General features: G+C 58.7%; 10 protein-coding genes. 4 read left to right on the plus strand and 6 right to left on the minus strand.

What is annotated here, in order from left to right; all coding sequences use genetic code 11:
- Nucleotides 1-675: 675 nt before the first annotated feature.
- On the plus strand, nucleotides 676-1,482 hold the full coding sequence (locus GNZ13_RS54080) for an integrase core domain-containing protein (RefSeq protein ID WP_328807297.1): 807 nt from the start codon (nucleotides 676-678) through the stop codon (nucleotides 1,480-1,482).
- A gap of 366 nt (nucleotides 1,483-1,848) precedes the next feature.
- Here the strand turns inward: GNZ13_RS54080 and GNZ13_RS48525 are convergent, their stop codons facing one another.
- The 4 genes from GNZ13_RS48525 to GNZ13_RS48540 all read right to left on the minus strand — a co-directional run bounded on the left by GNZ13_RS48525 (nucleotide 1,849) and on the right by GNZ13_RS48540 (nucleotide 7,281).
- Entirely contained in the window at nucleotides 1,849-3,297 is a 1,449-nt protein-coding gene (locus GNZ13_RS48525; protein ID WP_172170425.1) for an alkaline phosphatase family protein, read from the minus strand.
- 13 nt (nucleotides 3,298-3,310) lie between these two features.
- A complete protein-coding gene (locus GNZ13_RS48530) occupies nucleotides 3,311-3,883 on the minus strand; it encodes a hypothetical protein (RefSeq protein ID WP_172170423.1) in 573 nt (190 codons plus the stop codon).
- 29 nt (nucleotides 3,884-3,912) lie between these two features.
- Entirely contained in the window at nucleotides 3,913-5,457 is a 1,545-nt protein-coding gene (locus GNZ13_RS48535; RefSeq protein ID WP_172170421.1) for a S53 family peptidase, read from the minus strand.
- 213 nt (nucleotides 5,458-5,670) lie between these two features.
- Nucleotides 5,671-7,281: a S10 family peptidase gene (locus GNZ13_RS48540; RefSeq protein WP_172170419.1), complete on the minus strand. Its 1,611-nt coding sequence runs from the start codon at nucleotides 7,279-7,281 to the stop codon at nucleotides 5,671-5,673.
- A 429-nt stretch (nucleotides 7,282-7,710) separates the two neighbouring features.
- Between GNZ13_RS48540 and GNZ13_RS48545 the strand changes: the two genes are divergently transcribed.
- The 3 genes from GNZ13_RS48545 to GNZ13_RS48555 all read left to right on the plus strand — a co-directional run bounded on the left by GNZ13_RS48545 (nucleotide 7,711) and on the right by GNZ13_RS48555 (nucleotide 9,843).
- Nucleotides 7,711-8,823, plus strand: coding sequence for an integrase core domain-containing protein (locus tag GNZ13_RS48545; RefSeq protein WP_172170417.1), 1,113 nt, complete (start codon nucleotides 7,711-7,713; stop codon nucleotides 8,821-8,823).
- 108 nt (nucleotides 8,824-8,931) lie between these two features.
- On the plus strand, nucleotides 8,932-9,270 hold the full coding sequence (locus GNZ13_RS48550) for a hypothetical protein (RefSeq protein ID WP_172170415.1): 339 nt from the start codon (nucleotides 8,932-8,934) through the stop codon (nucleotides 9,268-9,270).
- Between the two features lie 195 nt (nucleotides 9,271-9,465).
- Nucleotides 9,466-9,843: a hypothetical protein gene (locus GNZ13_RS48555; protein ID WP_172170413.1), complete on the plus strand. Its 378-nt coding sequence runs from the start codon at nucleotides 9,466-9,468 to the stop codon at nucleotides 9,841-9,843.
- A gap of 679 nt (nucleotides 9,844-10,522) precedes the next feature.
- Here GNZ13_RS48555 and GNZ13_RS48560 read toward each other — a convergent pair.
- Together GNZ13_RS48560 and GNZ13_RS48565 are read right to left on the minus strand one after the other, a co-directional pair.
- Entirely contained in the window at nucleotides 10,523-11,038 is a 516-nt protein-coding gene (locus GNZ13_RS48560; protein WP_172170411.1) for an AAA family ATPase, read from the minus strand.
- A 247-nt stretch (nucleotides 11,039-11,285) separates the two neighbouring features.
- Nucleotides 11,286-12,086, minus strand: coding sequence for a PhzF family phenazine biosynthesis protein (locus GNZ13_RS48565; RefSeq protein ID WP_172178394.1), 801 nt, complete (start codon nucleotides 12,084-12,086; stop codon nucleotides 11,286-11,288).
- Nucleotides 12,087-12,541: the final 455 nt, after the last annotated feature.

Raw genomic sequence — 12,541 nt, forward strand, 5'->3', positions numbered from 1 at the left:
GGATGGTGGGCGAGATCAATGGAATACCCCGTCCAGCTACTGCGTGACGAGCCTGGACGCGAAGCCGAATTCTGCAAATCAGAATCGAACATCATTGGTGGGGCGATCTCGACCGCTCGATCTTCTTGAAAGCCGCAATTCGCGAAAGGCCGTTTCTGTGATGGCCCGAATGGCGGCTTAGTCCCAATACTGTTATGGCTATGTTGAAGAAGCCGCCGTTTTCGCAGAAACGTTGTTGCTGAATTCCGGAATGCGCGATTGGCGACGCGATCGGTTCGATTTCTCGGCCCTGAAGGGCTGTCATCCCCGAAAACTCGAAGTTGGTGATTCTGTTGTTCGTCTGGGCAATCCACCTCACTCTGGCATTCCTGGCCGTGTCGTCACCCGGAGGATTTCGAATCATGCCACCCCTCGCCCGTGCGTTGATTGCGTGCCTGGCCACGTGGTTCTGCTCGCGGCTGTCAGCAGCTCCAGATCGTCGCATTGTGACACCAGTTGATGGTCTATCGGCGGTCCGTCTCCCGGCCACGTCTGCGTCCTGGACAGCGTCAAGCAAGACGTCCGGTCGTAGTCATTGTCGCCGCCCAGCGTCCAGCCGACCACATCTTCTGGTCCTGGCTGTCGCGTCGCTGGTCAAGGTGGCGGGAGGTCCTCGTCTTCGTAAAGCCCGCTACCGTGATCGCATGGCAGCGCAAGCGATTCCGCGACCACTGGACGCGCATCAGTGACAAAGGCACGCCGGGCAGACCACCGATCAGCCAGGACATGCGTGAGTTGATCCGCAAGTTCCCGGCAGCCAATCCCCGGTGGGGCTCGCCGCGCATCCTGGGCGAGTTGCGCAAGCCCGGCATCGAGGTGGCGAAGTCGACCGTGGAGAAGTATCGCCGGCGCCACCCCGCACCGCCCTCGCCGACCTGGAAGGCGTTCCTGAAAAACCTTGTCTGCGACCTCGTATCGATCGATTTCCTCACCGTGCCGACGGTAGGCTTCAGGGTGCTGTTCGTGCTGGTGGTCCTCGCACATGACAGGCGCCAGGTCATTCACTTCAATGTCACGGAGAATCCGACCGCGCACTGGACGGCTCAACAGATCGTCGAGGCTTTCCCCTGGGATAGCGCGCCGAAATACCTGCTCCGGGATCGCGATGCGATCTATGGCGAGCCCCTTCGGCGACGCGTCGAGAGCATGGACATCGAACAGGTCCTCTCCGCCCCTCGCAGCCCATGGCAGAATCCCTACGTCGAACGCCTGGTCGGCAGCATCCGCCGAGACTGCCTCGATCACGACATTGTCCTGAACGAACGCCACCTGCGGCACATCCTCCACCTGTACTTCGACTATTACCATCGTTGGCGTACACACCTGTCACTCGACATGGCCTGTCCCGACCCGAGACCAGTGCAGCCGCCCGATCGCGGCACGGTCGTCAAGTTCCCGGATGTTGGCGGCTTGCATCACCATTATGTGCGGCTGGCAGCGTAACCGGCGTGGTCCAGGCTTCGTTCAATCGCACGCTATGCATTTTCGGGAAGGACAGGCAATTAGAGCTTGGGTGGTTGATACGCCTTTCAGCGCGGGATGAGCAACCGGCCTGAGCGGGAGCCTTCGAGAAGTGCAGCGCAAGGGCCAGTTGCGTTGCGGTGGGCGGCAAAAGCCGCCGGTGTTCGGTACTCGAGCGAAGAGTGTGGCCGGGAGTTGTTGTCGTCGGCGACCTAGACCGCGATCGCCAAGCAAGCGTCAGCGAGCCTCAGGAACAGGCTCTGGTTCGCGGCAAGTGCGGACGCATCTGCACAAGCCGCACATCGTCCCTGCAAATCGACAGCGTTGATGTACCGGAGAAAAATCGGCTTAATGTTTTGCAGTTTCCGTACTGTCACGTTGGCGTTGCGCTTTCCAGGCCGCCGTTCGCGTTTGTATGTATTGCGTGTAGTCTTGACTCGTTTTCAAGGCCGGCATTTGAGCGTGCGTATCCCCGAGTTCGTCGGCTACTGGCAGTTGCGATACGAGTTCAGCCTGAATCATTTGAAGGTGAGAAGGCGCATCGCCACCCGGGAATGGAGTACCCGATGTCGGCACCGTCACCCCGGCAAGCGGATCATCGGTGCGCGGCTCTGTGAGTGTGAATGCGCCGCGGAGATCTGAGGCTGCTGCGTCGCGTGCGGTAAGGGCCGGCATGCCCCATAACGTCTCTGCCGTCTTCAGGATGCTTGTGTGGTCTAGCGGCGCTGCTGTGTCGGGTGCACGGAATACGGTGCCCGCCTCGATCCATGGTGATATCAACACGGTGGGCACGCGCACGCCGAAACGCTTGAAGTCGAATCCGAACTCGCCTGCGAGCGTGTCCGGCGGTACCGCGGTCGCGGGCGGAGGCACATGGTCATAGCAACCGCCATGCTCGTCATAGGTCACGATCAGGAGGGTCTGGTTCCAGTTCGGCCCCTTGGAGACAGCCTGATAGACGTCGTAGATCAGTTGCTCGCCCAGCGCGACATCGTAGTTTGGATGCTGGCTGTTACCTGTCGGGCTCCAGCTCGGCTCGAGAAAGCTGTAGGCGGGCAGCGTGCCCGCCAGTGCAGCAGCCTTGAATTCGCTGAAGAGCCCGAAGTGCGATTCAGGTGCGTTGGTCACATCCGGAAAATTATGGCGCGTGAGCGGCGGTGTATCGTATCCATAGATGGCCCAGCTCTGTCCGGCCTCTGTCAGCCTGCCAAAGATGCTGGGACAGGTATAGGTTTTGGTTGCGTCGTCCATGTGTCCCTGACTCGTCGCCGCACATGCAAAGGCGCGATTTGGCAGGGTTTCTGTAGGCGCAGACGCGTACCAGTGGTCACAGACTGCATAGCCACGGGCCAGTCCCGAGAGCACCGGAAGCATGTCCGGTGTAAAGACACCCATGATGTTTCTGGCGACCGTGCCTGGGAGGATCGACCAACCCTTGCGCGTCTCCCACTGAAGCGTCTGGGCAAAATCCCGGACGAACCCGCTGTTGCCGGGCTCTTGTGTCGATGAGACCGTTGCGGCCCCGAAGAGCTGCATGTTGGTCGCGACATAGCCCTCCCCCGGATCGGCACCGGGCATGAAATACGCGCTTTGATCCGTTGGCGCAATCTTGAACACGATAACGCCGTTACCGGCGCTATCGGGGTTCGTCTCGTCGCCGCTGAGTCCTTCAAAGGCCTGCCCGCTGGAAGACCGATTGCCTTGATCCGCGTACAGGTAGCCCAGCATATGATCGAAAGAGCGGTTTTCCAGCATCAGCACGACAATATGTTTGATCGACATGAATGCGGCATTCATGGCACACACCCCCTCAGCTGGCAGACACTGGAATCGGCTCGGGGCTGTCACCGGGGAGCAGCAGTTCGGGTACCTGGGTGAAACGATACGCACCGCTGCCAGCGTCGAGGTCGAACACCCACACCACGTCGAACCGGTCGCCCGGCCAGGTTTGCGGCGCGGTCGTGTTGCCGAGTATCGCGTTTGCAATGAGCGGAATGTGCTTGTGCTCCCAGCCGATCAGCACGACGCCGTCGCATGACGTCGCAGCGGCCGCCAGTTGGGTCTCCTGGCCGACGGCGTAGGTCATATCGATGTTGAGCGACAGTTTTTGGGCGACGACGCTCACCGTCTCGAATGGTCTTTCGCTCGCCTTGCCCGCATCGTCGGCTGCCGCAAAGACGGTTTGTGGCTGCGCGAGTTCCGGGCTTTGCAGCGACCCGCGGCTCGGTGCGAACAGGACTGCCAGCGCACCGGCGCGGGTCCATCCCGTCACCAGCAACGAATTGACATCCTGCTCGCCGTCAGTCGTCACGCCGTAAGGTGGTAAAGCGCCTTGAGGCTTTTCGCCATGGCGAATCACCATGATTTTTTGTGCACGTGCCATGTTTTCCTCCAACGGGGTAACCGCGCGACTCAGGAAGCCGGCGTAGACGACAACGTAGCCTGGATCACAGCCAGCAGATTCTGCCCGTGAGGCGTACCCCATCCCGATGCCGCGTCATATCCGGGCCCCGCGCTATAGCCGCCTGTCGAAGCGGTGTTGTTGTTGCCTGAGGTCACGTCCGTACAGCCGGCCGCCCCGACTGTTTGCGCGCCTGCAGAACCCGCCGCTGCCTGATAAAGCATGGGTGTCAGATAGCCTACGCGTTTGCCGCCTGCGAGCTGGCCATTCATCAATGCGATCAACGCCGTCCATAGCGGGCTCGCCGCGCTGGTTCCGCCATTGGGTTCCGCATGGCCATCCACCACCAGCAGATAGGGAGAAGCATTCCAGTCTGCGTTGGCGGCCACGTCGGGTATGCATCGGCCCGTGATGGCGCCCGGATTCACCGACTGGATCGTGATGCTGCTTTGCCAATCCGGACGCTGAAATACGTCGCTGACCGCTCCACCCGTGCTCCCGCCCTGGTCGGCCCGCAAGCCGTCCCCCTCCATCCACACGACGTCCGTTGCGGCCCCTGTTAGATCGACGATGGTCGTTCCGCCCACTGAGAGAACGTAGGGACTGGAGGACGGGAAATCGGCGTGCGCGTGCCCATCGTTGAGCCCGTCGCTCGAGCCATCGTCGCCGGCTGCGACGCACACCGTCATGCCGAGATAGGCCGCCTCTTTCAGCGTTTCGTTGATTTGCGACATGGCCTGATCGGACCAGATATCCGTGCCCTCGGGCGCGCCCCAGCTGATCGATAGCACGCCCGGATTGTTGTCCTTGTCCTGCCTCGCGGCATCCAGGGCGCCGATCATGCCCGCCTCCGTCCATGCGGCGAAATAAACCACGATGCTGGCTTTCGGACATAGCCCCGCAACAACCTCGATATCGAGCATCACTTCGCCCTCGGCGCCGTCTTTACTCTCTGTAGACGTTCCGTCCGTGCTGACCGCAGTCACCTTCGGTATCGAGACGCCCGCCTTCTCACAGAACTTGCTGAGATCGCCGGGAAAATACCCGCCGCCAAATTCCAGTATGCCTACCGTCTGTCCCGCACCGTCACCGGGCGGGAAGTGATAGTGGCTTCCAAACTGCTGTGGGACATGCCACGTCGGGGGCGACGACGAAAGGGTTTGTCGCGCGCCGGTGTCGCGAACCGGCTGACGCCGTCGTTTCACAATACGGCGATTGTCGAGGCCGAAAACGCCCTGAACGATATCCTTGAGTTCGTCAGGTACGAACAGGTACCCGATGCGCCCGCGATAATTCCCGCTCGCGTGCGCGTAGTTGAAAAGCTTCACGTTGAACGCGGACTCCATCGCGCTTATCGGCCCGGACATCCGAACCGTCCTCGCGCCGACACTCGAACTGACTGTCTGGATACCGTATCCCGACAGGATTTGTGTAACCTTATCGATGTCGTCTTGCGATGCGCCGTACCTCGATGCGAGTTCGTCCCGGGAGAGCGCCACCGCCGGGCGTGCCTCCAGTTCTGGCAAGGCCTGCTTTCGCCTAAGCTTGAGTGTCACTTCAATGACGCCATGCAAATTTGCTCGCCCCAGCACTTTGGCACCGGGCAATGCGCGTCTCAGGCTCCCGGGTAGCTTACGATGCGATACGTTCATGATTGCCTCACTCGGCGTTGCCACTATCTGCTTCCACTCAAGAAATCCCCGGCTTCATATTCTTGCCCCACGGTCGACATGCGAGTCGCTGGGTGACCAATCACTTCTTTTAAGGGCTCAGTATGGAGTGCGGCTCGAACGCCTGCGATATCTCGCAGCGCCGGCTAGTGTCGTCTGCTCGGGTAGTACCGCCGCCTTGATAGCGGCTACATGCGTCTCCGCCTCCCCATAAAATGAGGAAAGGTCTGCCTTCATCGCAGTTCTTGACGCATTGTCGAGGTAAATCATATGGCCTGACGGATAATTCCTGACCGTCAGGTTGCTCTGGATCTGCGCGCTGCCTAGCGGCATGTTCTGAAAGTTAAGTATTGTTTGAAAGAATGGCGTAACCGCATCGTAGTACCCGTTCGCCGAAAACACCCTCAGGTATGGATTGACGGCGATCGCAGCAGCGAGATCCCCAGCGGTGTATAGACTTCCGATGCCGCCTCTTTGGGCGCCCGTTGGGTCGATATGGCCGAAGTCCCAGTTAGCGAACGCCTGGTCGTTCAGGTCCATGAAGGGTGATATTGATGTGTATTGCAATTCCTCGTTGAGGTACACGTTCCACATCGCTGTATACACGCCACCCACGGCGGCCATTGTGGGATCGTTACCGCCTGAATTCGGCGCGACGTATTCGGCAATGCCGGTGTCCTCCCCAGTAACACGGCCGTCATAAGCACCTACGGCCAGCCCGGCATCCAGAAGGAGGCTCGTCAGGAACACCGAGCCATTTCCCGTTGAAGGGTCGAGCCTCCAGTACTGGAGGACCACCGGCGGAATGCCGAGCATGTCACTCAAATACTGCAGGACGTTCGGATCGACGTTGGGAAAAGCCGATAACGCATCGGCGTAAGGACCACCTGCGAATTCTTCTACCTTCTCCATGAAGCCGGCCAGATCGGAGGGAACCGGCGATACCGATACTTTCTTGTGGAACCACGCGTCAGCCGCAAACGTCGGGAGGATCCCGACCGGATTACCCGCCTGCGAATAATCGAGGATCGACGACTGCAAAACTATCCCATTCAGATCCACGCCGTCTTCATGCAACATCCAGCTGAGCACAGACGTGCGCGGCGTTCCGTAAGATTCCCCAAACAGGTACTTGGGGGAATTCCATCGGTTGAACACCGTCAGGTAACGCTTTATAAACTGCTTGATGCAGCTTGCGTCCTGGTCAACTCCCCAGAAGTCTTTGTTGGTCGCAGGTTCAATCGCTGTCGAGTAACCCGTGCCGACCGGGTCGATAAACACCAGGTCAGACTGATCAAGCAAGCTGTCCTGGTTGTCTTCCAGCACATATGGAGCCGGCGGGGTGAAGCTCGGCATGCTGGTCTTTATCCGCCTCGGTCCGAATGACCCTAGAAGCAGGAAAACCGACGATGAGCCAGGACCACCATTATAGAAAAAGGTGACCGGACGCGTGGACGGAGTCGAGCCATCGACGGTGAATGCCACATAAAATAATTTGGCGGCCGGCCGCGCACTATATGTATCGGTTGTCACAAGGTGACCCGCTCGCGCTGCATAGGAAATCGACTTTTCGTTGATCTTCAGCGTGTGATGAGTGATCGCAGCATTCTCCGTGACATCGCTGATCGAATCGTCCGGACCATACCCGTACGGCGTCGTATCGACGAGCGGCTGATCGGGCTGAAGCTCGTTCCGCGTGGTTGTACTCATTGCAGACCTCCAATCCTTGTCGTACGTTCAACACTCGTCTCAGGTTCGCACCCATGCGCCCCCGTTCATACCACCTTAAATGGTGGCGGGCCCGGCCCTAAAACCAGGCTCCGTACGAAAGCACGGTGAAAGACAACTCGCGCCCAAAGAGACCAGGTCGCTATTATTGGAGTCGTTCGAATTGGTTGGTATGAAACCAAGACGACTGCATGCGTGATTTTTTAAAAGTTATAGGACTGCGTCGGAAGGAAATCCAGTGCGTCTCGACGGCGCGATGCAGATTCTCATCGGGCCATTCCGTAACGAGTACGTCTCTCGGAAAGCATCCCCTCGCGGCTGCAATCAACCAGGGTGTCCTCCGCAAAAACTCGATCAAGGCATGGCTGAGGGTGTCCAGCGGCGCTGGATCGCATATGGCATGATGAACGCATGATTGCGCTCATCAAGATCGTTGTTCAACTGCTATCGGACGTTTGCCGATTCGCCGTCCTGCTGTTTCGTCCGAGCGGTGCCCTGGTGGCCGAAAACCTTTTCCTGCGCCGCCAACTCGCGTTAGATCAGGAGCGCGGGGTGAAGCCACACCGCGTCGATGCGGCAACGCGGATCAGTCTCGCCTGGCTATCCAGGCTGTTCGACTGGCGCGCGGCGCTCGTGGTGGTACGTCCCGAGACGCTCGTTCGTTGGCACCGCGCCGGTTTCCGATTGTTGTGGCGTGTCAGGTCACGTCCGGGGCGCTCGCCGATTCCATTGGAACTGCGCCGGTTGATTCGGCGCCTGGCGGTCGAGAATCAGCTCTGGGGCGAAGAGCGCATTGCCAACGAACTGCTCCTGAAACTTGGGCTCCGGGTTTCGCCACGCACTGTCAGAAAGTACATGCCCAGGCGCCCTCCCAGTTTCCCGCGTGGCGATCAGCGTTGGTCGACCTTCCTGCGCAATCACACCCATGCAATCGTTGCATGCGACTTCTTCCTCGTCGTCACCGCGACCTTTCGCCAACTCTACGTCTTTGTGATGATCGAACATGGGTCGCGCCGGCTGGTGCATATGAACGTGACGCCCCACCCTTCGGCAGCCTGGACCCTACAACAACTGCGGGAAGCAATCGGTTTCGGGGACCGTTACCGATACCTCCTCCATGATCGCGATAGCATCTTTGCCGGGCAACTGGACGATTCCATCAGCCGACTCGGGCTGACCGTGCTGAAGTCGCCACCCCGGACGCCGACGACCAATGCGATCTGCGAGCGGGTCATCGGCACGATTCGGCGCGAGTGCCTGGACTGGCTGATACCGCTCTCCGCGTCGCATCTGGGATCGATCCTGAAAAGCTGGACGGAGCACTACAACCGCGGACGTCCTCATATGTCTCTGGGACCGGGAGTCCCTGATCCGCCGACCGATCTTGCACAGATCCCCCATGAGAATTCCCGTCATCACGTTGACCGGTGCCTTGTTGTGCACGCGAAAACGATTCTTGGCGGGCTGCACCACGAGTATTCACTGGTAGCCGCTGGCACTAGATCCGATTCTTGCGGAGCATAGGACTTTCGCCAGATGATGGACGAGGCGCTGGGCCGTCCAGCGGACCGGCAGCTGTTCGATCTTGACTAACCGCCCTCGGTAACACAAGCAGGCAGGAACCAACAACACATGAAAAGCCACCGCCATGCCGAACAGCTGATCGCGTATCTGCGTGAACAGTCCCAACCGGTCACCGTCGCACGCATCGTCGCTGCAGGCGTAATGAATTCGCGCGACGCGTCCGACGCGATCCAGTACGGTGTGCGGCACGGCGTGTTCGAACGGATCAGGCGTCCCGGCGCGCCTGCGAACGAGCGCGTCCAGTACCGGCTGACCGGTCACCGGCTGCCTGCGGCCCGCGATACAGGCACGCCCTCCTTTGACGCGCTGCTCACCGCGTGGGGCATCGCGCGCATCCCACCACAGTTGCCCGGCAAGGTGTCGGCCCAGGTGGCATTGACGGACTGACGGCGGCTCCGCAACCGGGGGGCAGACCGTTATGTCTTGAAGTCCTTAGCGATGGTGAGACTCGACCGTAGCTTCGATAAGGCTTCGCTATAATCAACCGCTTCCCGGTGTCGCCATGTCGAGAAAATGTCTTCCAAGCGAAACAGGCCCCACAGCCGGGCCCGCAGGCCCCTGACGAAAGCGCTTCTATTGCCGATGGATCGCGCCTCCGCCAGTGAACGGTCGCTGCCCTGTCATCTTGCGCTGGTTGCATGTCGCGACGGACATGGCAACAGCCATCTGGTCAATGAACTTATGCGCGCGGTGTACCTGAGCTGGTATCTGCAGCGTGCTGGTTACGGCAACCAACTGGTGGAGCAGTTCAAGATCGCCGAATACGCGGTCGAGAACACCCTGGCGCACGCTCATGAGACGGGTGAGTGGCGGCTCGTTTCTGAGGTAATCAGCGACTTTGAAGCGCTGCTGGCGCTGTATGACGCCCAGCTCGCAAGGGCCCCTCTTCACGAAGTATTCGAAGCAGAGCGGCAGCTGAGGGGGTTTTTGATGGGAACGGACCATTCCCCGATCCCGTAATCGCCGTATCGGCAAGCCTTGGCAAGTTACTATTCGGGCCGGGCACCTGCCGAAGGAGTAGGCGCAGCATTGATTCAGGTGCCTATATATTTCGCATTCCTTTATAGTTTACATAATTATATTTATCAACCCTGTTGGTATGTTTTAGGGTGTTGCGTTTTTCGGGCATCCGGCGACGGCAGCTCAAGGCTTCCAGCCGGATTCTGCGCAACAGAAACGGCCACGCATGCGACGCAACGGTTCCTGTTGGTTTTTCCTTGAAAACATTACTCAGGTGTCGATAAACGCTGACATTGGCCATTCCCTTTGTCGCGCAACGCCTCGCCGTAGGTGCCAAGAATCAACATCATTGGTTGTCAGACCCAAGTAGTAATGTCGCATCTGAGCTAAAGACAGATGTCGCAGCTTACTCCGACGGCATGCCACGCTTGGCCTCCGATTCCTGTGGAGGCTTTCAGTGGCAATACTGGGGATGATTACGATGAGCATGCGCGTGTCCGACCACCTTCGTGACCGCCCAATTACATATGCTCCTGGCCGGTCACTGCCCGAGGTCGATCGGCGGCACGCGACCCACAAGGGACTGTCGCCCGAGCAGTTGTGGATGTCCGTTCTCGCGTGAGCAACCGACCTCCAGTAGCCGAAGTCGGCTCTCTCGCTCGAAGTGATCGGACGCGGCTTATTGCGTAGCAGCGTGCAACACGATCTGAAACCCTTCGGTTGTCGAAGGCGGGACAAAGTACTGCGTTATCTCGTCGAACTGGGCATCGGTCGTTTCGAACGGATGCTGGCCCGATGCGTTCCGAGCCTTGAGCCGAGTTTTGCAAATCTCATCACTGACGTCGAGGTAGTGAAGTCGGTGTCCCACGCCGGCGCCGTTAAATAACTCGCGCCCCCATGAACGGCTGTCGATGGTATTGAAGGGAAAATCGAGGATCACAGACATCCCGGCCGCGAGGAGTGCCTGGACGTGGTCAGTGAGCGTCCGCCTAATGCGTCCCGAGCAACGTACATAGTCATCCAGCGTGCGGAGTTCTCCGGGATAGAGATGCGTCATCCAGATGTCCTCGCTGATGACCACGGCATTCTTCGTGTGCGCCAAGCGTTTCGTCAGCGTTGATTTTCCCGACGCGATTTTGCCGCAGACCATATGAAGAACGGCTGCTTCGTCCGAACTACCCTCACTCTTGCTCATGATTTCCAGGTCCTCAGATAGGAGCCCAGAAAGCAAAAACCCGCCTTCTGGGCGGGTTGCTTGCGAACTTTCAAGTCGAGAGCTATTCCGCCGATATGGTCTCGCACTCACAAGGGTAAATCTGTCCCCGCCATGGAAACCGCAGTTGGCCGGTCAGTGCCTCATGCGATCGGCATATATCGCCCCCCTTTCGCCCTTCGACCTAACGCGACTTCAACGGCCGCTCTCCAAGGTACAACGGTCGCACCTACGCTTCCGGGATTTCAATTGTCCCTTCAAGATATTGAACAGCCTGACCAGAGATATACACCCGGTCGTCTTGTACGCGACAATGAAGTAACCCGCTGCGGCGTGACACCTGCATGGCCACGAGTTCGGACCTGCCCAAACGGTCAGACCATAATGGCGCAAGCGCCGCGTGAATAGATCCGGTCACCGGATCTTCATCTCCGCCATTGGCAGGCCAAAAGTAGCGGGACACAAAATCATGCTCATCTCCGCGCGCTGTCACGACGACGTCGAGCGGACCAAGTGCTGACAGCAGATTGAGTTCGGGTACGACGGATCGTACCTCGTGTTCTGTTTCGTAGATGGCAACATAGGCTTGCTGGTTTATCAGCACTTCTTGAGGCCGTATCGAAAGCCCCTGGATCAAGTTTGCGGGTATTTCGTTCAGTTTCTCAGGCCGGCGCTGCGGGAAGCTCATTTCGATCAGACCGTCATGCGTATGGCAAACGGCAAGCCGACCGACCGCTTTCGCAACAAATTCGATGACTTCCAAATCATCACATCGCTTGAAGATCACATATGCGCTTGCCAGCGTGGCATGCCCACAAAAAGCGATTTCAGTAAGTGGAGAGAACCAGCGGATGTCGAACGCGCCGTCGGCATTTTTCACGAAAAATGCTGCTTCAGACAGATTGTTCTCAGCGGCGATTGCCTGCATCAAACTATCGGCCAACCAGCGTTCGAGTGGCACTACCGCAGCGTAGTTGCCCTTAAATACCTTATCCATAAATGCGTCAATCTGATAGATCGGCAGTTTCATGAGATATGCCTGTTCAAAGCGGGAAGTTAGTCAGCGATTTTCGGTGCTATTCGTAGACAACGATATCAGCCCGCTAAGCTGGCGAACATGTACAGATTGCGATGCTCAGTACAAAAAGCGGCCGTTCACTTGGGCCGACGACGCAGCGGGCATCGTCTGAACACGAAGGTCCGTTGTCTGGGCGATGCCGACGTTCAAACGTCCGTACGAAACCGTGGCAAATGACCGAAAGTGGCCGACGTCTGCCCGATGCGGTCGGCCATAGTCGACCGATTTTGTTTGAAAAACTCTCCGAGAATCTACGGGCCTGTCACGGCGAAATGTCGCTGCTGTATGGGCGCGTAATGATCTCGAGATTGTGGCCGCTCGGGTCCTGGAAGTAGACGCCTCGGCCGCCGTCGCTCATATTGATTTCGCCCGGCCGGCGATGAACGGGATCGGCCCAGTACGGCAAC

It is taken from the genome of Paraburkholderia elongata, from assembly GCF_013177735.1.
GTDB classification, from domain to species: domain Bacteria; phylum Pseudomonadota; class Gammaproteobacteria; order Burkholderiales; family Burkholderiaceae; genus Paraburkholderia; species Paraburkholderia elongata.

Excerpts from the sequence above, each read along its gene's own strand:
- GNZ13_RS48550 (WP_172170415.1), top strand. The coding sequence starts at position 8,932 with ATGAAAAGCCACCGCCATGCCGAACAGCTGATCGCGTATCTGCGTGAA.
- GNZ13_RS48560 (WP_172170411.1), bottom strand. The coding sequence starts at position 11,038 with ATGAGCAAGAGTGAGGGTAGTTCGGACGAAGCAGCCGTTCTTCATATG.
- GNZ13_RS48525 (WP_172170425.1), bottom strand. The coding sequence starts at position 3,297 with ATGAATGCCGCATTCATGTCGATCAAACATATTGTCGTGCTGATGCTG.
- GNZ13_RS48545 (WP_172170417.1), top strand. The coding sequence starts at position 7,711 with ATGATTGCGCTCATCAAGATCGTTGTTCAACTGCTATCGGACGTTTGC.
- GNZ13_RS48540 (WP_172170419.1), bottom strand. The coding sequence starts at position 7,281 with ATGAGTACAACCACGCGGAACGAGCTTCAGCCCGATCAGCCGCTCGTC.
- GNZ13_RS48565 (WP_172178394.1), bottom strand. The coding sequence starts at position 12,086 with ATGAAACTGCCGATCTATCAGATTGACGCATTTATGGATAAGGTATTT.
- GNZ13_RS48530 (WP_172170423.1), bottom strand. The coding sequence starts at position 3,883 with ATGGCACGTGCACAAAAAATCATGGTGATTCGCCATGGCGAAAAGCCT.
- GNZ13_RS48555 (WP_172170413.1), top strand. The coding sequence starts at position 9,466 with ATGGATCGCGCCTCCGCCAGTGAACGGTCGCTGCCCTGTCATCTTGCG.